Source organism: Paraburkholderia sp. PREW-6R (assembly GCF_039621805.1).
Lineage (GTDB): Bacteria > Pseudomonadota > Gammaproteobacteria > Burkholderiales > Burkholderiaceae > Paraburkholderia.
This window is the reverse complement of record NZ_CP155074.1, coordinates 1,813,961-1,833,859: the sequence shown is the minus strand read 5'-3', so window position 1 is coordinate 1,833,859 and position 19,899 is coordinate 1,813,961. Positions and strand designations below refer to the sequence as shown.

32 protein-coding genes are annotated in these 19,899 nt (G+C 58.9%); 25 read left to right on the top strand and 7 right to left on the bottom strand.

The window, feature by feature from the left end; genetic code table 11:
• Positions 1–49 precede the first annotated feature (49 nt).
• Both AAGS40_RS23415 and AAGS40_RS23410 read right to left on the bottom strand, forming a co-directional pair.
• Positions 50–874 (bottom strand): hypothetical protein, encoded by an 825-nt coding sequence (locus AAGS40_RS23415; RefSeq protein WP_345815328.1) that lies wholly within the window; start codon positions 872–874, stop codon positions 50–52.
• A gap of 1,008 nt (positions 875–1,882) precedes the next feature.
• Positions 1,883–2,251 (bottom strand): hypothetical protein, encoded by a 369-nt coding sequence (locus tag AAGS40_RS23410; RefSeq protein ID WP_345815327.1) that lies wholly within the window; start codon positions 2,249–2,251, stop codon positions 1,883–1,885.
• A gap of 84 nt (positions 2,252–2,335) precedes the next feature.
• Between AAGS40_RS23410 and AAGS40_RS23405 the strand changes: the two genes are divergently transcribed.
• Positions 2,336–2,764: a hypothetical protein gene (locus AAGS40_RS23405; RefSeq protein ID WP_345815325.1), complete on the top strand. Its 429-nt coding sequence runs from the start codon at positions 2,336–2,338 to the stop codon at positions 2,762–2,764.
• Here the strand turns inward: AAGS40_RS23405 and AAGS40_RS23400 are convergent.
• Complete coding sequence (locus AAGS40_RS23400) at positions 2,735–2,977, bottom strand: hypothetical protein (protein WP_345815324.1); 243 nt, start codon at positions 2,975–2,977, stop codon at positions 2,735–2,737. The genes AAGS40_RS23405 and AAGS40_RS23400 overlap by 30 nt on opposite strands.
• Before the next feature lie 414 nt (positions 2,978–3,391).
• The gene (locus AAGS40_RS23395; RefSeq protein WP_345815322.1) at positions 3,392–3,667 is read right to left on the bottom strand and encodes a hypothetical protein; all 276 of its coding nucleotides are present in this window, start codon (positions 3,665–3,667) and stop codon (positions 3,392–3,394) included.
• Between the two features lie 131 nt (positions 3,668–3,798).
• Here AAGS40_RS23395 and AAGS40_RS23390 point away from each other — a divergent pair, with 131 nt between their 5' ends.
• Entirely contained in the window at positions 3,799–4,296 is a 498-nt protein-coding gene (locus tag AAGS40_RS23390) for a YmfL family putative regulatory protein (RefSeq protein ID WP_345815321.1), read from the top strand.
• 198 nt (positions 4,297–4,494) lie between these two features.
• Here AAGS40_RS23390 and AAGS40_RS23385 read toward each other — a convergent pair whose 3' ends face one another.
• Genes AAGS40_RS23385 through AAGS40_RS23375 form a run of 3 tightly spaced genes read right to left on the bottom strand, consistent with a single transcriptional unit; the run spans position 4,495 to position 5,284 of the window.
• Positions 4,495–4,689 (bottom strand): hypothetical protein, encoded by a 195-nt coding sequence (locus AAGS40_RS23385; protein WP_345815320.1) that lies wholly within the window; start codon positions 4,687–4,689, stop codon positions 4,495–4,497.
• An 18-nt stretch (positions 4,690–4,707) separates the two neighbouring features.
• Positions 4,708–4,986: a HigA family addiction module antitoxin gene (locus AAGS40_RS23380; protein ID WP_345815318.1), complete on the bottom strand. Its 279-nt coding sequence runs from the start codon at positions 4,984–4,986 to the stop codon at positions 4,708–4,710.
• Between the two features lie 19 nt (positions 4,987–5,005).
• Positions 5,006–5,284 (bottom strand): type II toxin-antitoxin system RelE/ParE family toxin, encoded by a 279-nt coding sequence (locus tag AAGS40_RS23375; protein WP_345815317.1) that lies wholly within the window; start codon positions 5,282–5,284, stop codon positions 5,006–5,008.
• 497 nt (positions 5,285–5,781) lie between these two features.
• On the opposite strand from AAGS40_RS23375, the gene AAGS40_RS23370 reads away from it, so the two are divergent.
• The 23 genes from AAGS40_RS23370 (at position 5,782) to AAGS40_RS23260 (ending at position 19,898) form a co-directional block, all read left to right on the top strand.
• Entirely contained in the window at positions 5,782–5,979 is a 198-nt protein-coding gene (locus tag AAGS40_RS23370; RefSeq protein ID WP_345815315.1) for a hypothetical protein, read from the top strand.
• Positions 5,976–7,106, top strand: coding sequence for a helix-turn-helix domain-containing protein (locus AAGS40_RS23365; RefSeq protein WP_345815314.1), 1,131 nt, complete (start codon positions 5,976–5,978; stop codon positions 7,104–7,106). The genes AAGS40_RS23370 and AAGS40_RS23365 overlap by 4 nt, the downstream gene beginning before the upstream one ends.
• A 394-nt stretch (positions 7,107–7,500) precedes the next feature.
• Entirely contained in the window at positions 7,501–7,836 is a 336-nt protein-coding gene (locus AAGS40_RS23360; RefSeq protein ID WP_345815313.1) for a DUF1064 domain-containing protein, read from the top strand.
• A 107-nt stretch (positions 7,837–7,943) separates the two neighbouring features.
• The gene (locus AAGS40_RS23355; RefSeq protein ID WP_345815312.1) at positions 7,944–8,336 is read left to right on the top strand and encodes a hypothetical protein; all 393 of its coding nucleotides are present in this window, start codon (positions 7,944–7,946) and stop codon (positions 8,334–8,336) included.
• Entirely contained in the window at positions 8,333–8,773 is a 441-nt protein-coding gene (locus tag AAGS40_RS23350; protein WP_345815311.1) for a hypothetical protein, read from the top strand. Before AAGS40_RS23355 ends, AAGS40_RS23350 begins: the two co-directional genes overlap by 4 nt.
• Positions 8,770–9,099 (top strand): hypothetical protein, encoded by a 330-nt coding sequence (locus AAGS40_RS23345; RefSeq protein WP_345815310.1) that lies wholly within the window; start codon positions 8,770–8,772, stop codon positions 9,097–9,099. Before AAGS40_RS23350 ends, AAGS40_RS23345 begins: the two co-directional genes overlap by 4 nt.
• Positions 9,096–9,311, top strand: a complete 216-nt coding sequence (locus AAGS40_RS23340; protein WP_345815309.1) for a hypothetical protein — start codon at positions 9,096–9,098, stop codon at positions 9,309–9,311. The genes AAGS40_RS23345 and AAGS40_RS23340 overlap by 4 nt, the downstream gene beginning before the upstream one ends.
• Before the next feature lie 261 nt (positions 9,312–9,572).
• Positions 9,573–10,148, top strand: coding sequence for a hypothetical protein (locus tag AAGS40_RS23335; RefSeq protein ID WP_345815308.1), 576 nt, complete (start codon positions 9,573–9,575; stop codon positions 10,146–10,148).
• Positions 10,149–10,238: 90 nt separating this feature from the next.
• Positions 10,239–10,508: a BrnT family toxin gene (locus tag AAGS40_RS23330; protein WP_345815307.1), complete on the top strand. Its 270-nt coding sequence runs from the start codon at positions 10,239–10,241 to the stop codon at positions 10,506–10,508.
• A complete protein-coding gene (locus tag AAGS40_RS23325) occupies positions 10,492–10,794 on the top strand; it encodes a BrnA antitoxin family protein (RefSeq protein WP_345815306.1) in 303 nt (100 codons plus the stop codon). The genes AAGS40_RS23330 and AAGS40_RS23325 overlap by 17 nt, the downstream gene beginning before the upstream one ends.
• Positions 10,795–11,038: 244 nt before the next feature.
• Positions 11,039–11,341 (top strand): hypothetical protein, encoded by a 303-nt coding sequence (locus AAGS40_RS23320; RefSeq protein WP_345815305.1) that lies wholly within the window; start codon positions 11,039–11,041, stop codon positions 11,339–11,341.
• 3 nt (positions 11,342–11,344) lie between these two features.
• The gene (locus AAGS40_RS23315; protein ID WP_345815304.1) at positions 11,345–11,623 is read left to right on the top strand and encodes a hypothetical protein; all 279 of its coding nucleotides are present in this window, start codon (positions 11,345–11,347) and stop codon (positions 11,621–11,623) included.
• 1 nt (position 11,624) lies between these two features.
• Complete coding sequence (locus tag AAGS40_RS23310) at positions 11,625–12,731, top strand: hypothetical protein (RefSeq protein WP_345815302.1); 1,107 nt, start codon at positions 11,625–11,627, stop codon at positions 12,729–12,731.
• A gap of 45 nt (positions 12,732–12,776) precedes the next feature.
• Positions 12,777–13,022 carry a hypothetical protein gene (locus AAGS40_RS23305; protein ID WP_345815299.1) on the top strand — a complete coding sequence of 82 codons (246 nt, stop codon included), beginning with the start codon at positions 12,777–12,779 and terminating at the stop codon, positions 13,020–13,022.
• A complete protein-coding gene (locus tag AAGS40_RS23300; protein ID WP_345815298.1) occupies positions 12,994–13,311 on the top strand; it encodes a hypothetical protein in 318 nt (105 codons plus the stop codon). Before AAGS40_RS23305 ends, AAGS40_RS23300 begins: the two co-directional genes overlap by 29 nt.
• A 12-nt stretch (positions 13,312–13,323) precedes the next feature.
• Positions 13,324–14,298: a hypothetical protein gene (locus tag AAGS40_RS23295; RefSeq protein WP_345815296.1), complete on the top strand. Its 975-nt coding sequence runs from the start codon at positions 13,324–13,326 to the stop codon at positions 14,296–14,298.
• Between the two features lie 30 nt (positions 14,299–14,328).
• Positions 14,329–14,985 carry a hypothetical protein gene (locus AAGS40_RS23290; protein WP_345815294.1) on the top strand — a complete coding sequence of 219 codons (657 nt, stop codon included), beginning with the start codon at positions 14,329–14,331 and terminating at the stop codon, positions 14,983–14,985.
• Between the two features lie 95 nt (positions 14,986–15,080).
• Positions 15,081–15,614: a DUF4376 domain-containing protein gene (locus AAGS40_RS23285; RefSeq protein ID WP_345815291.1), complete on the top strand. Its 534-nt coding sequence runs from the start codon at positions 15,081–15,083 to the stop codon at positions 15,612–15,614.
• 36 nt (positions 15,615–15,650) lie between these two features.
• Positions 15,651–16,106 (top strand): YiiX/YebB-like N1pC/P60 family cysteine hydrolase, encoded by a 456-nt coding sequence (locus AAGS40_RS23280; protein ID WP_345815290.1) that lies wholly within the window; start codon positions 15,651–15,653, stop codon positions 16,104–16,106.
• Positions 16,087–16,710 carry a hypothetical protein gene (locus AAGS40_RS23275; protein WP_345815288.1) on the top strand — a complete coding sequence of 208 codons (624 nt, stop codon included), beginning with the start codon at positions 16,087–16,089 and terminating at the stop codon, positions 16,708–16,710. Before AAGS40_RS23280 ends, AAGS40_RS23275 begins: the two co-directional genes overlap by 20 nt.
• Positions 16,711–17,087: 377 nt before the next feature.
• The gene (locus tag AAGS40_RS23270; protein ID WP_345815286.1) at positions 17,088–17,693 is read left to right on the top strand and encodes a hypothetical protein; all 606 of its coding nucleotides are present in this window, start codon (positions 17,088–17,090) and stop codon (positions 17,691–17,693) included.
• Positions 17,694–17,754: 61 nt separating this feature from the next.
• Positions 17,755–19,569, top strand: a complete 1,815-nt coding sequence (locus AAGS40_RS23265) for a terminase gpA endonuclease subunit (RefSeq protein WP_345816556.1) — start codon at positions 17,755–17,757, stop codon at positions 19,567–19,569.
• Positions 19,566–19,898 carry a hypothetical protein gene (locus AAGS40_RS23260; protein ID WP_345815283.1) on the top strand — a complete coding sequence of 111 codons (333 nt, stop codon included), beginning with the start codon at positions 19,566–19,568 and terminating at the stop codon, positions 19,896–19,898. Before AAGS40_RS23265 ends, AAGS40_RS23260 begins: the two co-directional genes overlap by 4 nt.
• The last annotated feature ends 1 nt before the right edge of the window (position 19,899 follow it).

Genomic DNA, 19,899 nt, shown 5'->3' with positions numbered 1-19,899 from the left:
ACGACCGCAGTCGTTTGAATCGTCACAAAGTACGGCTTCAGGATCTTATTCACACTGCCTCCTTTCTCTTCGGCAGACCGCGGGACGCGCGTTCGTAATCGGACAGAGGTGCGCCCTTGTAGAGCGGCCACGGCTTGTACTTCGGCGCGGCGATCACGTTCGCCAGAATCATCTTCCAGCTATCCCGCGTGTTCAGTAGCGCTGGGCCGTCTGCTCCGTCGAGTTGGTCAGCAGGCGTCGTCATGATCGTGAGCGGGTCTACGATGTCGCACGGCACGGCGATGTTCGAACAGCCGTCGTTGTAGTAGCCGAGTTTTTCGCGCACGCCATCTTCCGCGTAACGCCCAGCTTTGTAGGCGCGAAATACATATCCCTTGTTATCCGGGGCCCACAGCGTCACGTAACGATGGTCCCGGCGTGTGTGGTGCACGCTGATGACGTAGTAGTCGCGCGGCTCGCTAGGGTCGCGCGCAATGATCGGTAGGCTGAATGCGGCACTTTTGACCAAGTCGAGCGATGCTTCGCTATAACCCCAATGCGTGCCAATACGCCAGCGCCCAATCTGCTCACCGCGCGTGATGTAGTCACGCATGCATTCCACCAATCCGCGCAGCGTTCCGCCGTGAGAGAAGCCGCTCCAGCGTCCCTCGTGATGTGTGTAGAAGCGTTGCTGCGTATAGTCGTCGACGAACCAAACACGGCCGCGGGCATCCAGTTCGATACGCGCATATGTGTCTTGGCTTTTGCAGTAGAAAAAGCGGCGTCCGTGCGCTGCAATCACTTGGATCAGCTGATTCGCGTGTACGACTCGGTCGTGTTTCGTCGATGCAACCATGTCAGGTATCCAAAAAGAGTGGGCCAGAACAGCGCCCACAAAGCCGCGGCCTCGTGAGCCGCCGTGCGGAGATTTAGATTCGGCCGACGCTACTAATGTGGCTCGGACTCGTGCGCGTAGCCGCTTGGGAAAAATGCTGTGGATTGGTAAACGCGGGCAGTCGCTCCGAACAACGTTCCGAATGCAAACCCGATACCCAACGCCATGACGACAGTAATAAAAAGTACAACTAACTGAATGCTGAAGTCGGTATTCACAGGTGAGCCTTTACGGGATCAGTTGCAGTGGTCGGATCGACAGGCCACCGCAGTTACGTTGCTCGATTCATCCCATTGCTGCACCGTCGCAACTAAGAGCACAACCATGGCTAGTGCAAATGTTGTGACGGCGACGTACCGGATGAACGCCATTGGTGTGTCCTGAGTAGATGGTTGCAAGTCACTGCGAGCTTTTCATGCGAGACAGTTAGCTCGGGTGACGCATTAAACCATGTGGTGTATTTCCAGTCAACACCGTTTGGTTTAATCTACCGCCGGTTTGTCTTGAGGCAGACCAAGTTGATCTGCCGACACACCAGTTAGGGGTAGTTCAGGAGGGGACATTGAGGACCTGCGTATCGTTATAACGACGCGGCCAATTGAAGTTTGATAGTCGTATACCCTGACAAGGCACGACTAGACAAGGCAAACGCATAAAAGCGGGAATCCCGCTATCTGGTGCGCCGACCGCAATGTCTGCTACTGTACATCCATACAGTTCTTACCGTCGCTTGGCTTGTATATGAAAGAAAAATCGCTAGACAATGCGCCGCGCTGTAAGGCCGGCGACCTCGCGCAGGTGGTCCATTCCACCATCCCGTCGTTGGTGGGAAGGACCGTTTTTGTCGAGGAGTGGGGAGACAGTGAAAGGTGGAACGTGATACTGCTGGGAGAGCCAGCCTTCGGCTTTGAAGTCGGAACCGGGCGCCCTATCTTTAGCAACAGGACTGAGTTTCGAGATTCTTCGCTGCGCCCGTTTGAGTTTGCGGGCGATGCCGATTGCGAGACGTCAATCGGCTTTGATCCGCCCTGTAGCGTGGGGGGAAGCCTGCGCAAGTAGTCCACTAATGTAGGCTTCAACCTTCGCGCGGCCGAGGTCGTCTAGGCGGTCCCAGCCAGCAGGTTTGTCGCTTACATCCTTTCTAGGACGCGGCGCGATCAGGTCTATCGGGTCGCCGCCGCTCTTGCGCCATTCACGTTCGAATTCCAAGGCAACTTTCTCTCCGAAGGATTTCGTCCGTGCCATGTCATTGATTTGTTGTGCCTGTCGCTTAACGCGACGCGCAACCTCGGCACCGCCATAAGTTTGCACAAGTAGCGCGAGGGCGTTTCGCCTCATCTCCGTCACTTGCTTGTGAGTAAGCAGATCATCGTCCATCGGGCAATTAGACCATGGTAAACCAAATGGTGATATACACCAAGCGGTGTTGCTATGGTACACCTCTTGGTGTACAGTCGTCGTATGGAAAAGCTAAAAGAGTTCTTCAGCTCACTGTCGATCCCAGAGCGTAAGCAATTTGCTTCGCGCTGCGGCACGTCGGTGGCGTTCATCAGAAACGTTATGTATGGACAGCGTGTACCTGGTGAAAAGCTCTGCGTCAAGATCGAGCGAGAAACTGACTGCCGGGTGCTCCGGCAAGACCTTCGCGCGGATTGGGAAGAAATCTGGCCCGAACTCCGCACCGATGGTCCCATTATCGTCGACGGTGTCATCGATGACATTGAACAGTTCCATGTGACTGAAACGCCCGGCTCAGTCATCGTGCGCATGAGCGCGAGCGGGCGTCCGGTGTATCTCAAGATGACGGAGGAGGCTGCGGTGTGGTTTGCCCATACCGTCGTGCTTTCTCCGAACTACAAGTCAGTTGCGGAGCGTCTTCCATTTGTCTAAAAGTGGTGGGATGCCCAGCGAACTCGTGTCGAATTTTGCCTGCGACAGCAAGCCCATAGACGTGGCAGACGCCGCCTCGTAGGCATTGGGAAATGGTCCGCCAAATAAGTCGCCATTCACCTCTACGAACCAGCCTGCGAAGCGGCCTTTCCCGACATAAAAAATTTTGGCTTTTACCTGCTCGTTTTGAAAGAGGTAGTCAGTAACGATCATGAGGGCTCCTCCTTAGGGAGCAGTGAATCGGGTTGTGGGACCGCGATTCTACTGTGCGCGAGCAGAGCCTTCGCCTTTCTAGGGAGGCCTGTAATGTCCGAATCAAAGTTCCCCGACGCAAAACAAAAGTTGCCGCGGATCTGGGTGCCAACCTATGTCTTTCGAACGCAAGCGTCATTCGACAGGCACTGGGATTTAATCAGATCGAGTGCAACGGTTCCATTGACGGACGAGCAGCTTTGCGAGCTCGACAGCTTGCTCCACGATGCTTACGAGCTTAGCGAAGAACTCGGCGTTGATGTAAGGCAGCGCCGATTCTTCAATGGCACAGGCGTAGCCGGCTGCGACCACTGTATGCCTAAGTGGATACGTCCTGAGTACCAGTAGCAAGCGTCTAATTACATTCACGGCTTCCTAGAAATGCATTCCCCGCAACACGTTTTCCTGCTCTGCAACGCCACCGCCGACAACCTCGACAGTGTCATCCAGCAAATGCGCAAAGAGAATCCTCAAGCCTTCCACATCGAGGAAGGCGAAAACGAAACGCTGTCGCAGCGCACGTTCTTCGATCAGCCCGTCCGCAACGAGCCGATGAAGGGTTTCCGTATCAGGCACCGGCTGTCCTGACACCGATCGAGCTTGCTGTGCCGAAGCGATCAGCTCGGCACGGTAGGTGAGTAGCGGCTGCATCAATCTTCCTTCGAGCATGGTTAGGGTTTGTGGGTATTTCCTATCGCGCTTGGCAGGTCAGTACAACTAATTTCAGATGCAGTATCAGCGTCTTTACTGCAATGCAACACCACCAGATGAGGTAGGTAATCGTGGGATTCCGTCAAGCGTACGTGAAGATGACTGAGGCGGCCGGCGGCCGGGACAACATGGCTCGCGAACTGGCGATCACCACATCGGCACTCGACAATCGCGTGCACGAGAAGGGTACGCCCCCGCAACGCGTCTACCCGGACATGGCAATCCAGATGCAGGTCATCAGCGGCACGACGTTCTTCGCTGAAGAAGTGGCCCACCAGTCTGGCGGCACATTCGTTCCGCTGCCGCAGGTCGCTGACCAGATCAGCAACGAAGAAATTCACGACAAGTTCCTGCACATGGTGGAGCATGTCGGCGAGTTGGCGAATGCGCATCGCAAGGCGACGGAAGACGGTCACGTCGACGCGGACGAACGCGCGAACCTCGACGCCATCGCGCAGCAGATTCATCGCAGCGTTCAGGAACTGCTCGCGCTTACCTACCTGGTCTATAGCAAACCGCAATCCGAGGCGCCGTCCGTGCACAACATTGCCACGCGGAAGGTTTCCTGACATGGATCTGATTGTGCGCAACACCGAGCCGACGATGTCGAGCCTCGAAATCGCCGAACTTGTCAAGAAGCGTCATGACAACGTCGAGCGCACGATCGAAATGCTTGCCGGGCGCGGCGCAGTCGGATTCCCTCAAATTGAGGAAATCCCCACGGCGACGAAGCCGACGTCGGCATACCGCGTTGGCAAGCGTGACAGCTATGTGATCGTCGCGCAGCTCTCGCCGGAATTCACGGCGCGCCTCGTCGACCGCTGCTTCTTAGTCGGTGCCTTCTGCGGTCCGCGCACGCCAAGCTTCTTGCGCAGCGTCGCGGGCAGCACTTCGGCGGCAGGTCTGAAGTCCTTCGTGTCGGCGTCGGTCAGTTCGCGAACTTCACCGGCTTCGTCAGTCAAGAGTGACCGCTTCATGACTCAGGCGGCACGCTTGTCGAGTGGCTTGATTTCGGGCCTGGGCTGCTGTTCTGCCTGCCACAAGTCCCATTGCGCTTGCATGCCGACCCAAAAGTCGGGCGACGTACCGAGCCATGCCGATAAACGCAGCGCGATGTTTGCCGTCGCGCTCGCCTTGCCGTTGAGCAGCTTCGAAAGTGTCACGCGGTTGATTTTCAATGCATCCGCGGCCTCGGTCACGGTGATTCCTTCTGGAATCCATTCCCGCAAGACCTCGCCGGGATGCGCCGGATTGTGCATTCTGCTCATTTCTTCGCCTCTAGTGATAGTCCTGGTAGTCGACCAGCTCGGCGTCCGCGCCTTTGAATGTGAAGGTGAGCCGCCAATTGCCGTTCACCCAGACCGACCAGTGGCCCGCGAGGTCGCCCGTAAGCTGGTGAAGTCTCCAGGCGGGTGCGCTCATGTCTTGCGGGCTTTGCGCCTGATCCAGCGCCGTCAACAAAATGCGCAGCTTTCCCGCGTGGTGCGGCTGTATGCCGGATTTGCTACCGCTGCGGAAAAACGCTTCCAAGCCCTTGTGTCGGAAGGTCAATATCATCCCGAGAGTGTAGCGTATATGGCTACACTCGGCAACTTGCGCTCGGCCGGTAGCCCTACCTTGACTGCCTGCCCGACGGCTGCCTATACTGTTCCCAATGCCGAAACAAGGCAGGACGGGTTTAGCAGCCTGATTCACGTGAGCGCACAGCCGCGCAAAGCGGCTTTTTTGTGCGTAATGCCTTTGCGCGCCTTTTTCTATGGGCGGGCCTTGGCGGGGGAGCCTTCGGGCTCGCCGGGTTCTTACGTGACCGGTCTGCTAACCCCGCCTTGTGCCCGCCCACCCCATTTAGCAGTGGGACGCGGGTTAAACACTCACGTAAGAGGCCGCAATGCGATCTGATGCCCTCGCTCGTCCTGAGCAACCCCAAACACCCTCTGAGCTCGTCAATCGCGCGCTGCACGACGCTGCGCTGTCGCACACGGCGAACGACGCCATCGATACCTTGGCGGCGGCGCTAATCGCTCTGGCCGCCATGACGCATCGGGAGGCCGCTCATGCTTAATTCCGAACGCGAGCTGCTCGACCGAAAATCCCTGCAGCTGCAAGCCGCCGTGGCGTTTCTTGCCGTCACCGCGAGCAATTCGTTTGAAGACCTGACCGCGACAGAGCTCTGCAATTTCGTGTGGATGATGGCCGACCTCATTGCCGACATGCGGGCAGTCATCGACCCAGGCTACAAGGGGCCACGATGAGCACCTACGCACTAGCATGGGCAAAGCGCCAGGTCATTGGTAACCCCAGCGCCAAAGCCGTTCTCAAGGTCTACGCCGACTGGGCGACGGAAGATTTCAGCACATGGGTGTCGAACGACGAGTTGATCGCCGACACGGAGCTCGACGTCAAGACTATTCGAAAGGCGCGCGCGCTCCTTATCGAACTCGGTTACCTCGCCGAGACGGCCGTTCGCCGGGGTGAGACACGCAGCATCGTTGTCTATCAGATGCTGGCCCCCGAAGGGTCATCCGTCGTTCAGGTGATCGACAAGCGCACGCAGCAAACGATTTCTCTTAGCCCGCCGACGCGTCAAGAGTGCGAAGGCAAGCATAAGCGAAGCCCCTCCAAAAACGGAGGGGCTAAGCCAGTCCAAAAACGGAGCCCCTCCAAAAGTGGCACCCCTTCAGAGGGAAGCCCCTCCACTTTTGGATCGAAGCCCCTCCACTTTTACCGTCAAGGGGGTCCAAAAGTGGAGGGCAATAAAGCAGATGTTAACGGATTAAGCAAAAGCAGCAGCAATGCGCGCGAGGCAGTCCCTGTGGATAACTCCGCTGCTGCTGCTGCTTGCGATTCGAAAATCGACACCAACCCCGAGCGCGAACTCGCGGACTTGCTGGTCGCTCTCGAAGCCGGACGCGGCAAGCGCCTGCTCATGGACAGCAGCAGGGACAGGGTGCACGTGCTCACGTGGGTTGGGAAGGGCGTGACGGCCGACCAGCTTCGCGAGGCACATCGCCGTGCCGTTGCTCGGCGGATTGACGACGGTGACGTGCGGCCGACTTACGCCGCGTTCGTGGCGCCGTTCGTGACGGAAGTGCTCACACCTGCGGCAACGCCTCCTGCGGCGTCATCCGCACCGGCCGGCGACTGGTTCCGGTCGCCCGAGGGCGTGGACGCGAAGTCTGCTGAGCTCGGTCACCGCGAGCGTAAGGCAGACGAGGATTGGCGTTACTTCCGCGTGCTCGTGGCGCGCGCAGCCAGAGACGCAAGGGCCATTGAGCACGTGCTGAGCGACGCACAGCGCTTCAATGCGCACGACCTGTACCAGTTCGCGCGGGCCACGTTCGGCGACGCGCTCATGCCAGTGGACGACTACGCATCGTGAACAACCCGACTGAAAACGCCTTCTGGCTCGTCTGGTCGCCGACCGGGGCAACGCCACCGAAATATCGCTGGGAGAGCCTGCGAGCTGCGACCGAGGAAGCGGAGCGTCTCGCGCTTGTGCGACCGGGGCAACTTTTCGTGGTGCTGGAGGCCGTTGCATCGCGTCGAGTTGACGCGATGGTGCGGACGACATTCGTCAACGGAACAGTCGGAGCTGTGTGCTGATGGGTAAAGGTGGCGCACCTCGCTTTCCGGAAAGCGCGATCGTCGGCGGTCGCTTCGGCACGGCACGCATCCGTGGCCACGTCGAACCGGGTGTAACAGCGTCGCAGGAAGGCGCGTCGACGAGCAGGGAGCTGAGCAGCCTCGTTCGCGAAAAGTCGGCTTTAGAGCGAATGCAGCAGCTTGGCCGCCTGGGCAAAGGCCGGATGAACAAAACCGAGGCTGCATACGCGGACCAGCTCGAGGCGCGTAAGCACGCGGGCGATATCGTCGACTTCAGTTTTGAATCCGTGAAATTGCGCCTTGCGGATGGCACGTGGTACACGCCCGACTTCGAAGTGACGTTGCCGGGTGGCGAGCTGGAGGTGCACGAAGTTAAAGGGCGCTGGACGGACGACGCCCGCGTCAAATTCAAGGTAGCGGCTGAGCGGTACCGGAATCGCCGCTTCATTGCAGTTTTCCGCGACGGCCATCACGGCTGGCGCTTCGAAATCAGGGAGGTAAGGTGAAGCGGTATTGGACAGACGAAGAAATCGGGATCCTGAAGGCACATTATCCACGGGCGAGGTACATCACGGACGTGTGCAAGATTCTGAATCGCGGAAAGCCGTCTGTGATGCGCCAAGCGTTCAAGCTCGGACTGAAGCGGGAAGTGCCGTCGCCGAGACAACTCTGTCGTGCTGAGCGGGACGAGTCGCTTCGTCACTTCGCCAGCTTCCTGACCGACATTCCGACCACGGCAGATGAAATCGCGGCGCGCAGCAGCATGGAAAAAAGTGAGGTTGATGCGCTTCTGATGCGGCTCAGCAAAGCGCGCAAGTGCCATATCGCAGACTGGGTTTGTTCCGGCGGCCGCGAGTTTGCAGTTTGGGTCGCGGGCGCGGGCCGGAATGCTGTCAACTCATATGCAAAGGAGCGGCAGCATTGCGATGAGACGATGGCTAAGGGGCGGCCAGTCGCCCCATTTCGGGATCCTCTGGTTTCAGCGTTCTTTGGTCCTGCTGCGTGAAGAGATCGGGGTTTGCGCCGCGATCGAAACCGATGTCACGAGGCAGTTGGTCGAGAAAGGATGCGCCGCTGCCAGACACGCCGCTGCGGCGATCGCGCATTAAGAGCCGAGTAAAGAAGCCGACCGTCGAACAGGGCAGCAAGTATCTCGCAGCCTGTCGAAGTGAAGCCTGCTATCTCAACGTGAAATGTCCCTGGACTGATTGGGAGGACCCAACAGTCGTGGCCTGTCATTCGAACCAGTCGAAGCATGGCAAAGGTGTTGCGTTGAAAGCAAAGCACTGGTTCACCGTGCCGGGTTGTGCGAGATGCCATGACTGGCTTGATAACAGCGGCGCGCCATTTGATCAGAAATGCGCAGTGTTTGACGCTGCATTGGCTCGGTGGGAGCCGCGACGCGCGAGAAAGATGGGAATTGAGCAGCTGGAGATCGAATGAATTTGTTGGTCAACATTCCGGACGGCGTTGGATACCACAAGCGGAAGGCGGGGCTCGGTACGTTTCTGCGCTACGAGCGAATGAAGAAGATCGAAACCATGGTCTATCGCATCGAGCGGATGGATCGGGATGTCGGGCCGCCGCGTATCCGCGTTGACGCCTGGATTCCGGAGCACCACCGTGACGGCTTTCTGCCGGGGGATCTGAACTGGGTAGGAGACGGTATCTACCGAACCTACGCTTACTTGCAGGACAACCGTACTACGTTGGGACCGTTCCTCGCCAGCGGTGACAAGGAATGGGTATTGGGAGGCAGCGGGACATGAACTCGTGGATTCTGGTCGTCGTGTCGATGTCGTACGCCGCCGGAGGCGCGCAGCATGCCTCGATTGCAATGCAGGAGTTCCTGACGCAGCGCGCTTGCGGTAGGGCGGCGGACTATATTCGCGATCAGATGCGCGTTGAGTCAAAGGCTCAAAGCGGACTCATCGAGCCGAAATTCGACATTGAATGTCTCCCAAAGGCGGTGTCGCAGTGAGTGCACACGCTACGGTTCAATACGCGGACGTACCCGAGGCAATTCTTGACACAGCACGATTCGGCATCGTCGAGGCGGATGGGACGCAGTTGCTGGAGCTGACCGGTTGTCCACTCGTCGGTCGGCGCACTGCTGATCTCGGCAGCATAGATTTTCCGTGGCCGCACCACATTGAGCGGCGCCACGCGCTTGCTGACTGGTTAACGCACAACGGTATTCATTTCACGGTCGTCATGTGACGCCGCAACTCCAAGAGTGATTATGGAAGCCATCGAACAGCAGGGAATTTTCAAGAGCGCATACGAGGCGGTCGTGTTCGCATGTAACTTCAGTTCGCAGCAATACGCGCTGTCGCCGATGGCCAAGATTCTCCGTCAGGGAGCATATGGCAGTGGTCGTGATCTGATCGGTCTCGACGGTGCTGCGCAATCCGGAATGGTGCTGGCGGAGCTGCAGCGCCTCGACTACGTCCGCATGCTGACGCTTGTTGCGCGAACCGCGCCGATCAAGGATGAGTGCACGTGCAACCACGCGTGCTGTAGTGGATGGGTTGTGAACCCCGCTCGCCGGGACGCCGTCAGCCAGTTGACCGACGTCATTATCGTGGCGTTGGATACGGGTGTGTCGAATCGTCGATACCGAGAGGCGGCCGTGTCGCGGTATTTCGGTGAGAAGCTGAAACTCGCAGAGGTAGCTGAAAGACTCGACATTCCGAAGCGCACGGCGGAGCGCTACGCGATGGACATTCGGCGCTATCTCGATGGGCTGGAAAAGGCCGCGTGGACCGAGCTTAATGAGCGGCTGGACGAGATTGGCATGCTGTTGCCGTGTGAGTAGAGAAGGGGGCGGCTAACGCGCGCCAAGCTTGCATTATGTAGCTACAAATAATTCTTGCGACAAACAATAAACGTAGCTACAATTATTTGCATGAACATCACTTACGATCCCTCGAAAAACGAAGCGAACATCGCAAAGCATGGCGTGTCGCTCGAAATGGCAGCAGCGATTAACTGGTCGGAAGTGTTGTTCTACGTCGATACCCGCCACGACTACAGCGAGGTACGTGAAGTCGGTTTCGCGCCGATCGGCACGCGCCTGCATTGCGTGGTTTTTACGCAGCGCGGCGAGACGATGCATGTAATCAGCCTTCGCAAGGCAAACCACCGGGAGGTGCGCAACTATGCCCAGTACTATTAAGACGCGGTCGGGCCGCGTGCTCGAATTGCCGACGCCCGAAGAGGACGAGGCTATCAATCGCGGCATTGCCGCGGACCCGGACACTTATGAAGTGTCGGACGAGGATTTCAGGAAGATGAAGCGGCTCGGCGCGCGCGGGCGGCCGCGGCTCGATTCGCCAAAGGTGTTGCTTTCAGTTCGTTACGATGCGGACATCGTCGAAGCATTCAAGGCTTCCGGTGATGGTTGGCAAACCCGCATGAACGACGCGTTGCGCGACTGGCTCAAAGACCACCAGCCCGCTTGATCGCCACTCGGAACGATTGCCCTACGATTCCGTGAAAGGGCGTCGCAGGATCGTTGAGTACTTGCGTGGCGGAAAACACCGCCATATAATCCGTTTTCATATACCGTAGGAAAGTTGCGCAAAACCCCGCTTCGAGCAATCGAGCGGGGTTTTTTCATTGCAAAACGCTCATCGTTCAGGAGCTGAATCCTATTTCTCCGGATGCGTGTGAAGCTCGTCGCTACGACACTCCGCAGGGCCGTTCATGAATTCCCCAACCAACATTCCGTATCGTCAGCTTGTTGACGAGACTGGCGCGCAGCTATTTCTGGACGCGGGCGCGGTGCCCGTGTCGCTCAAGTCGCTGGATAGCGACGTACCAATTGCACTGGAGCCGACACAGCAGCAGATTTTGCTCGCGGTGCAGGACTATGCGGTGACTGCAACGGCGTATGACTCGGACGATAACCTGACCTCCATCACGCGCGAGATCAATGGGGTAAGCCAGACCAAGACGTTGCAATGGGATGGATCGGGAAATCTGCTGTCCGTTAGCGCGTGGGTGTGATGGATGAGCATCGTCAACACACTCATAAACCTCGCAGCGCTCGGCATTCTCCGTCGTTTGCGCAAGCTTGAGCGGACATCGCGATACGACCTCGAGTATGTCGCACCGACGAACGGTGCGCAGGTCGTTGCGGTCCCGCCCGACGCGAGGAGTATCGCCCTTTCGGTCAACGGCCTTAGTCAATCCGACAGTGCGTTTGAGGCAGGTCCGGGTTTCGTCAGCATCCCGGCCGACACATGCATCGTTGCTGGCGATTTTTTAACAATCACATACTGGAAGTAGCATGTCACGAACTCTTATCCGCGGTTCCACGCAAATCATGTCGGGTTCGATTCCTTGGGCAGCCATGGTTGCTGGCGCGATCGTGCCGACGTCGAGTCTGATCGACGGTGCGAAGCTCATCCAGTCGGATGGCTCCGTTTCGATGGAGGCCGCGCTCAACATGGGCGGCTTCGGTCTGCAGAACGTGGCTGCGCCGCAGAACGCGGGTGACGGAGCGAACAAGAACTACGTCGACACGGCGGTCGCCAACGCGATCAACGGCCTGCATTTCGCGGAAGCCGATGTCGTTGGCTTCACGAGCGTTGGCGCGCCGGCCGGACTGCAGACGGTGGATGGCGTGGTCCTGACCGAGGGCAATCTGGTTCTCCTGACCGCTCAGGACGATGCGACGCAAAACGGTCTGTGGACTGCCTCCGCAGGCGCGTGGACGCGTCCGGGCAACTATGCATCTGGCGAGGTTATCAATCGCGTGATGTACGTGCTCGTGAGCAAGGGCGCGCAAGGGGCGGACACCAAGTACTTCGGTATGCCGTCGGCGGGTGACGGCATTACCGTCGACACGACGGCCACCGCGTGGGTTCAGGACACGTCGGGCAACCAGATCACGGCCGGTTCCGGTCTGACGAAGGTCGGCAACCAGATTCGCGCGCTCATGGGCAACGGTATCAGTCTGGATCAGAACGGTTCGCTGACCGTGCAGCCGGATCCGGCTGGCCTTCTGAGCGTTGGCGGTAACGGCATCGGCATCACGCCGGGCACCGATGGACAGATCCTCGTCACGGGTGCCAATGGCTCTGTGCATTGGGTGTCAGCATCGGGCGACGCGACGATCGCGGACAACGGCTCGATCACCGTCGACAATACGTCGGGCAGCGGCTTCCTGAAATACGCGGACATCATCGCGAACGAAACGCCCTTTGGCGACGTTGACGGTGCGAATAACTCGTTCACGCTGGCCAGCGCTAATGCGTTTGGCCTGCAGCTGCAACTGAACGGCACGACGCTGGAAGAAGGCGTCGGCAACGACTACACGCGCAGCGGCGCCAACATCACGATGCTGTTCGCGCCGGTGCCGGGCGACAAGCTTCGCGCGTACTACTTCAAGTAAGTCCCGCTCCCCGGCCTGAGGGCTGGGGATTCCCCGGAGAAGTAAATGGAAACATCTATCGACAGCGCATGGCTCGGTCGCATGCAGACGGAGCTGGGCGTGTTGTCATCGAACGTGATGCTGCTCGAGCTTCAGCGCGATCAGATGGCGAAGCAGATTACTCAGGACGCCGCGCTCATCGATGCACTCAAGCGGCGCGTGAAAGAAGCCGAAGCGGCGCGCACTGAACTCGCAGAGCAGTTGCGAACCCGAAAGCCGAAAAATGTCGCGAACGCAGATAAACGCAACTGAGCAGCTCAAGGCGGGTAGCGCGTCGGTCAAGACTGCCGAAGTCAATGTGGGAACGGCGTTTGTTTACGACGCAACCTTTCAGGTGACCGATAGCGATGTGAAGGCAACGTCGCACGTTATTGCGCAGGTACTGGGCACTTCGCCATCAGATGGAAGATCGCCGCAGGAAATCTACCTCGAGCAGGTCAGCGTTTTAGCGACGCCGGGTGACGGGGTCATCCGTTTCGATCTTCAGCCCAAACGCGGAAAGTTCCAGGGGCGCTTCGTCATCGGGTATCAGATTGCATAGGAAAGCGGCTAAATGACAGCACAGGTAACCCTGCTCGATCAGGGCAACAATCCGACAGGCACCGCGGGCAATCCGCTCGCAGTGCAGGCGGTAGGGCCGAATGGCGCGCTCGCACAGGACGCCTCCGTACAGGCAGTCGTCACCGCAGTCCAGCAGTTGCATGCGGACATCACCGGCACGAATTCGGCGCTGGCCACGATCAACACTGCAGTGGGCAACGTCACCAGCGCGGTGAATGCGGTCACGGCAGCCGTCAACAACGTCCAGACGGCAGTGTCGGCTGGCGATGCATCGGCGGCAACGATCGCGGCGCAAACGGCGTCGCTTACATCGGCACTGTCAAACCTGCAGGCGCTGGCCACGACGGGTAATGCTGCGCTCGGTACGTTGCACACCGATGGCATCAACCTTCAAGGCCTCGTATCTGCTGGCAATGCGGCACTCGCAGCGATCCAAAGCGCAACGCAGGCTGGAAGCACGGCGGCGAATCAGGCGACGATGAACGCGGCGCTTGCTTCGCTCAATGCAGCGGCGACGACTGAGATAGCGTCGCTCAATACGATCGCGACGAACATCACGTCGCTCGGCGGCGGCGCCACGCTGGCGCAGATCGTCACCGCACTGAACCCGCTGGCGACCAGTGCAGACATTCTTGCGTTGCAGACGGCGCTTAGCACGCTCGATGGCAATGAGCTGACGCAGCTGACAGCGATCGCAGCGAACCAGCCGTCGCTGAACGCGGACGGCGGCGCACTTGCCCACGTGACCAATTTCCCGGCGGTGCAGCAGGTGGCGCTACCGACGGGGCAGGCGCAACAGTTAAGCAGCACACCGGTCGCGATCAGTTTCGAGCAGTTCCGGGTGCTGGTCGATCTGCTGGTGCAACTGCATCGCGAAGTTGCTGTAACGAATTCGCTGCTCGCGCAAGAGTTGCGGGTAAAAGACGACCTGTCCGCGTTGCGGCAGGACGCAACGTTGTTGAATTAACCATATCGCCAAAATCAGGAAGGAAGAAACATGCTGGTGCAAGGTCAGGTCGGTCAACAGGCAGTTGCCAAGGGTTCGAATCCGACGATTCGACTTTCGGCGCAGGGCGATGTCGTCGTATCGGAGTTGCATGGCCGATACGCTGAATCGAGCCTCAACGGAAGCAACTATCATGCTTCGAACACGGGTGCGGGCGTCACGCTGGTCACCGCCAACGCACTCGGTGCAGTTCCGGGCGCGGGCTCTGCGACCCCGATCCTCGCGCTGGCGAACCCCGTCAACTCCGGCGTCAATCTCGTGATCAATCGCGCGAAAGTGCTGACGATCTCGGGCACGCCGGGCGGCGGCTTCATGTTTGGCTATCTCACGAGCCAGATCGCAAACTACACCGGCACATTCACGAAAGGTGTGCAGGCATCGACGCTGACATCCGGCGGTCGCGCCGGCGTTATCGTCAACGCACCGCTCAGCGGCACGACGGTGACGGTCTCCGAACTCCGTCAGATCGGCGGTCCCGCTGCGATCATCACGGGCGCTGGCATCTATACGGTCGACGAAGAAACGGCCGGTGATGTGATCGTGCCGCCGGGCGCGATCGTCGGCATTTTTGCTCAGGCCGCAGGTACGAACCACGTGGTGAAGGCCAGTCTGTCGTGGGAAGAAGTGAGCGTCTCGCTCGGCCAGTAATCGGTGTAATCGAGCCATGCGCAGCTGCCGAATGCTTGTTTATCGGCGGCTGCGATCTACACTGGAATGGTAGGCAGTGTTGAGGTCGCATTTCGATGAAATATCTGTACTTCCCAGACACGCTCATATACGCGGGGCAGGTTGACGATTCGTCGGTCGTGGAGTTCTGCCTCAGTGTTGCGCCGCCGGACAACAGCGATCCTGACATGGTCGTATGTGCCGACACCGCGAATAACGCATGGATCGTGCGCCCATGGACAGCGGAAGAACTCGCCGCGGTGCGTTCCGCGCGTAAGGCGATATTGCAAGCCGAATACAACGCCGCTCTGACTGCGCCGGTGAGTTTCACGAACGCGGCTGGCATTACAAGCGTCTATCAGGCGGACGAGGTCAGTCAGTCGAATCTGCTCAAGATGCTGATGGTGTTTCGGCCAACCGAGACGACGCCGGCCGGTTTTTTCTGGGTGGCCGCCGACAACTCGCAAGTGCCATTCACTTATGCCGACATGCAAGGTCTCGCACTCGCTATTGCGACGCCGGGCATTGCGAACTTCGCGCGGTTGCAAAGCCTGAAGGCGGCGGTAGACAGTGCCGCGACTCTGACGGCAATTCAGGCCGTGACATGGTGAGCGTCAGGCGACGCCGACTCTGACGCCTCGCAAAATATGAAAATTGCTTTTTGCACATCGGATGATCCCGGTTCGGCGATCATCCGCGCCGCGACATGGTCCGAGTTCTCGCATGTCGCGCAGGTTTTACCCGATGGTGAGCGCGTCGTCGAAGCTGTGTTGCCAGGCGTTCGCGTAACGTCGATCGAGCAGCTGGTGCGCAACCATACGCGGATCTCGCTTGTTGATATTCCGTGTGCTGATGAGGGCGCGGCGGCCGAAGCAGCCCTGTCTCAGGTCGGCAAGCCATATGACTGGCGTGCGTTGCTCGGGATCGGTTTGCACCGCGATTGGCAAAGCGACGAAAAATGGTTTTGTTCCGAATTGCTGGCCTGGTGTCTTGCTCAGGGCGGCAAGCGGCTCTTTCGAGCTGAAGCGATGCGGCGGGTGACACCGCAACATCTGTGGGCGCTAAATTTTCCGGTGTTTGCCGATGATCAAGCTCGATGTTGAAACCAGTTTCGACAAACTGGCGTTGAGGCATCGCATGCTGTCTGCTGATCTGCCGTACGCCACGGCGCAGGCAATCAATACGGTTCTGTTCCAGTCGCAGCGAACCCTTCGGAACGACACGTTGCCTGGCACGTTCCAGTTGCGTAACAAGCGCACGCAGTCTGGTATCCAGATCGAGAAGGCATCGAAACAGAGGTTGACAGGCGCAGTCGGCACGCAGGACTGGTGGACTAGCGAACAGACCGAAGATACGACGCGAATCGCTGGCAATCAGGGGCGCGAAAGCCTGAAGGTGAAAGGGCGTCCCTATCTTGCCATCCCGGTCGGCGGTGCGCCTTCGAAAGTCATTGCCAAGGGCATGCGTGCAAGCGCGCTGATTGCGAGGAACAAGGCGTTCGTAGTGCAGCTCAGATCAGGCAACCTCGCAGTGGTGGCTCGTGAATCGGGTAATCCGCGAGGCGTAGTACCGCTTTTTATTCTGAAGCCGCAGGTGCGAATCAAGGAACGACTGCATATGCAGCCATCGGTCGAAGCAACGATTCGTGCAAACTTTGATACAAAGCTCCGGGCGGAGTTAGAGCGCATCGCGAGCAGAACTAATTGAAGCACGCAAGCGGCGAATAGGCAGGCGCCACGACAGGCTCTAAGCGGGCCTGGTCGGGTGTTTGTGTGCGGGGTGTTGCCAATGATGCATGGACCGCTCAACGGCGGTTTTGATGGTATTGCAGCGCCAAAATCATCGCGGGTCCTTTCCGCGACAGTCACGAATCGCGGGGAAAGCGGCAACCGCGGTATTTAAGTAATTTTTGGTCTCAAAACGAGCCCAGTCACAATCACAAAACGGCTTTTACGAATATTGAAACAATCGCCGAAAGCCTTTGTGCATATGGGTTGCAGCGATTTGGGACTTGCGCAGTTTGTGATTACGCAGGGGCTTTTGCCCCCCCGGATTTGTGACTGGCAAATCCGGGGAAAGCGCATATGACCGACCAGGCAAGCGGCGCGGACGCGGACTTCGAAGTGAGCGTTCATTGGCTTACGAAGTTCGGGCCGTACTCGTCGCGAGAGCAGGTGATCCGACTCGCGGCAGAAGGAGTGACGGTCAAAGCTGGGCGAGGTCGGTACTTCGCTGGCCGCAGTCTCGGCAATCTGTGGCGACGCGAGCTGGACAAGCAGAATGTCGCGCAGACCGAGGTCGATGATCCGTACAAGCAGGCGCAGATCGATAACCTGAGGAGCAAAACCCGGATCAACGATCTGGAACTGGCAAAGCTCGAATCTGAATTGATGCCCGTCGTTCAGCACATCGAGCAGATGGCCGAGCTTTCCAAGTTCTTCGCCACCTTTTTGAACACGCTGCCTGACGTGCTGGAGCAGTCGGCCGGATTGTCCCCCGAACAGGTAGTCCAACTTGCCCGCAAGATTTCGCACCTGCGGGGGGAGCTTTACAAGAATGCGGTATCAGTCGTCGTACCCGACGAGCAACCTGTCGTCAGGGCGGAGAGAGGCAGCGGAGACGCTGGAGAGTCTGCTGCCCCCGAAGCGGGACAGCGTAAGCGAAAGCGCAGTCGCAAATCTGCGGATTAGCACACCCGGTGGTTATGAGGGGCCGTGGGACCCGGAGCGCACGCCGTACGTCGTGACGCCGATGGACTGCCTGACACGCCGGGATCTTGAAGCCGTGATTTTCGTTGGCGTGGCACAAAGCGGGAAGACGCAGGGACTGGTCGAAGGATGGCTCGTCTATTCCGTGGTCGATGATCCCGCAGACATGATGATCGTGCATGTCACCCAAGATGATGCGCGGACGTTTAGCAGGAACCGCGTTGACCGCATGGTGCACGCAAGCCCCGAGATGCGTAGTCGGCTCTCGCCGTTCGGGCATGACGACAACGTCTTCGACAAGCGCTTTCGCGCGGGCAACAGTCTCAGCGTCGGATGGCCTACACCGGGCAAGTTCCGAGGCAAGAATATCCCGCGCGTAGCCCTGACGGACTATGACGGTTATCCCAAGGACGTGGGAGGCGAGGGCGGTGCATTCGCACTGGCGCGCAAGCGCACGACGTCCTTCATGTCCGGCGGCATGACGCTTGTCGAAACGTCACCCGGCTTCGAGATTCTCGATCCCGAGTGGAAAGCGAAAACGGATCATGAGGCTCCGCCTACCGATGGCGCGCTTGCGCTGTACAACGGCGGCGATCGGCGCCGCTGGTACTGGAAGTGCCCGCATTGCGACGATCTGTTCGAGGCGTTCAGCTGGCCAGACCATCCGCGCAGTGTGCTGCATTGGGATCGTTCGATTGAGGATCCCGAAGCGGCGGGAGCCACCGCCCACGTCATCTGCCCTGAGTGCGGCGCGGTGATTGATGAGCGTAACAAGTATGCGATGAACAAGGCGGGCGTTTGGCTTGCGGAAGGTTGGCGAACCGGCACGCCGCGGCGATCGAGAATTGCATCGTTCTGGATGTTTGGCGTGGCAGCAGCATTCCAGTCCTGGTCGAGCCTGGTCACCAACTACCTAAAGGCCAAGCGGAACGAAGAGACGACCGGCAATGCGGAGTCCCTCAAGGCGACGCTAAACGTTGATTGGGGCGTTCCGTTCATGCCGAAGGTGGCGACGGTCGCTGCCGATCCGGACATCTATCAGGCGCGCGCGGAGAAAGTCGAGAAGCGTTGCTTCTGGGGTGACGTGCGGTTCCTGACCATGGCGATCGACCAGCAGAAAAACCGCTTCGTTGTTCAGGTCATTGGTTGGGGACCACATGGCGAGCGCTGGGTCGTTGATCGCTTCAATGTATCCGACTCCGACCGCCTGGGCGATGACAGTCGGCCGCAACGGATTCAGCCTTTCACGCACGCGGAAGACTGGCACATGCTCGACAAGGTTATCGAGCGGAGCTATCGCGATGCTGCGGGCAACGCGCTGGAAGTAAAGCTGGTCCTGATTGACACCGGCGGATCGGACGACGCGACGGAGAACGCATACGCGTACTGGCGACGGCTGAACAAGCTTGGCAAAGGCGCGCGCGTCATGCTGATCAAGGGGGACTCCCGCAAATCGAAACCGCGTTGCGCGCGCTCCACGACGGAGGGAAAACGCGCGGGCGTGCCGCTTTACATCCTCAACGTGGACGTGCTTAAGGACGAAATCGATCGTGCGCTGACGCGCGAAGAACCCGGGCCGAACTACATCCATTTCCCCGACTGGCTCGGCGGATGGTTCTATAAGGAGCTGACTGCGGAAGTCCGCACGCCTGACGGTTGGCGTCGGCGAAGCCGCAGTCAAGGCAATGAGGCGCTCGACCTGATGGTCTACAACCTCGCGGGTTTCATCATGCTCAATGCCGAAGCTATCGACTGGTCCGCACCGCCGCACTGGGCGAAGCCCGTAGCGAGCCGTGCGGCGCCAACAGAAGATGAATTTTCCGCCTTCGAGGCACTGGCAAGGAATATGAACGGATGAGTGATCCAACGACGCCCAATTGTGCACCGGCGCCAGTTGCGCTGCCGTCGTGCGAAGAAATGATGGCAAGTGCCATCTCTGCCTATATCGCGTTGATGGCGGGAACGCTTGACGTGGTCAAGATCAAGTCGATGGATAGTGAGACCGAGTACTCACGCCGAAACCAGCCTGCTCTGCTCGAGCTGATCCGCAACCTCAACCAGCGCTGTCCGTGCGAAGCTAGCCTCTCAGTGCTCGGCGTGCCCGCGCACCGCCGCGCGGCTCAGCCTAACTTCGTCGATCGTGGCTGGGAAGGCTCGTTTCCCGTGCGCCGCACTTTCTGGTACTGAG

Coding starts and splice junctions, on each gene's coding strand:
- AAGS40_RS23410 (WP_345815327.1), bottom strand. CDS start 2,251: ATGGACGATGATCTGCTTACTCACAAGCAAGTGACGGAGATGAGGCGA.
- AAGS40_RS23405 (WP_345815325.1), top strand. CDS start 2,336: ATGGAAAAGCTAAAAGAGTTCTTCAGCTCACTGTCGATCCCAGAGCGT.
- AAGS40_RS23400 (WP_345815324.1), bottom strand. CDS start 2,977: ATGATCGTTACTGACTACCTCTTTCAAAACGAGCAGGTAAAAGCCAAA.
- AAGS40_RS23395 (WP_345815322.1), bottom strand. CDS start 3,667: ATGCAGCCGCTACTCACCTACCGTGCCGAGCTGATCGCTTCGGCACAG.
- AAGS40_RS23380 (WP_345815318.1), bottom strand. CDS start 4,986: ATGCACAATCCGGCGCATCCCGGCGAGGTCTTGCGGGAATGGATTCCA.
- AAGS40_RS23375 (WP_345815317.1), bottom strand. CDS start 5,284: ATGATATTGACCTTCCGACACAAGGGCTTGGAAGCGTTTTTCCGCAGC.
- AAGS40_RS23370 (WP_345815315.1), top strand. CDS start 5,782: ATGCTTAATTCCGAACGCGAGCTGCTCGACCGAAAATCCCTGCAGCTG.
- AAGS40_RS23365 (WP_345815314.1), top strand. CDS start 5,976: ATGAGCACCTACGCACTAGCATGGGCAAAGCGCCAGGTCATTGGTAAC.
- AAGS40_RS23360 (WP_345815313.1), top strand. CDS start 7,501: ATGCAGCAGCTTGGCCGCCTGGGCAAAGGCCGGATGAACAAAACCGAG.
- AAGS40_RS23355 (WP_345815312.1), top strand. CDS start 7,944: ATGCGCCAAGCGTTCAAGCTCGGACTGAAGCGGGAAGTGCCGTCGCCG.
- AAGS40_RS23345 (WP_345815310.1), top strand. CDS start 8,770: ATGAATTTGTTGGTCAACATTCCGGACGGCGTTGGATACCACAAGCGG.
- AAGS40_RS23340 (WP_345815309.1), top strand. CDS start 9,096: ATGAACTCGTGGATTCTGGTCGTCGTGTCGATGTCGTACGCCGCCGGA.
- AAGS40_RS23335 (WP_345815308.1), top strand. CDS start 9,573: ATGGAAGCCATCGAACAGCAGGGAATTTTCAAGAGCGCATACGAGGCG.
- AAGS40_RS23330 (WP_345815307.1), top strand. CDS start 10,239: ATGAACATCACTTACGATCCCTCGAAAAACGAAGCGAACATCGCAAAG.
- AAGS40_RS23325 (WP_345815306.1), top strand. CDS start 10,492: ATGCCCAGTACTATTAAGACGCGGTCGGGCCGCGTGCTCGAATTGCCG.
- AAGS40_RS23320 (WP_345815305.1), top strand. CDS start 11,039: ATGAATTCCCCAACCAACATTCCGTATCGTCAGCTTGTTGACGAGACT.
- AAGS40_RS23315 (WP_345815304.1), top strand. CDS start 11,345: ATGAGCATCGTCAACACACTCATAAACCTCGCAGCGCTCGGCATTCTC.
- AAGS40_RS23310 (WP_345815302.1), top strand. CDS start 11,625: ATGTCACGAACTCTTATCCGCGGTTCCACGCAAATCATGTCGGGTTCG.
- AAGS40_RS23305 (WP_345815299.1), top strand. CDS start 12,777: ATGGAAACATCTATCGACAGCGCATGGCTCGGTCGCATGCAGACGGAG.
- AAGS40_RS23300 (WP_345815298.1), top strand. CDS start 12,994: ATGTCGCGAACGCAGATAAACGCAACTGAGCAGCTCAAGGCGGGTAGC.
- AAGS40_RS23295 (WP_345815296.1), top strand. CDS start 13,324: ATGACAGCACAGGTAACCCTGCTCGATCAGGGCAACAATCCGACAGGC.
- AAGS40_RS23290 (WP_345815294.1), top strand. CDS start 14,329: ATGCTGGTGCAAGGTCAGGTCGGTCAACAGGCAGTTGCCAAGGGTTCG.
- AAGS40_RS23285 (WP_345815291.1), top strand. CDS start 15,081: ATGAAATATCTGTACTTCCCAGACACGCTCATATACGCGGGGCAGGTT.
- AAGS40_RS23280 (WP_345815290.1), top strand. CDS start 15,651: ATGAAAATTGCTTTTTGCACATCGGATGATCCCGGTTCGGCGATCATC.
- AAGS40_RS23275 (WP_345815288.1), top strand. CDS start 16,087: ATGATCAAGCTCGATGTTGAAACCAGTTTCGACAAACTGGCGTTGAGG.
- AAGS40_RS23270 (WP_345815286.1), top strand. CDS start 17,088: ATGACCGACCAGGCAAGCGGCGCGGACGCGGACTTCGAAGTGAGCGTT.
- AAGS40_RS23265 (WP_345816556.1), top strand. CDS start 17,755: ATGGACTGCCTGACACGCCGGGATCTTGAAGCCGTGATTTTCGTTGGC.
- AAGS40_RS23260 (WP_345815283.1), top strand. CDS start 19,566: ATGAGTGATCCAACGACGCCCAATTGTGCACCGGCGCCAGTTGCGCTG.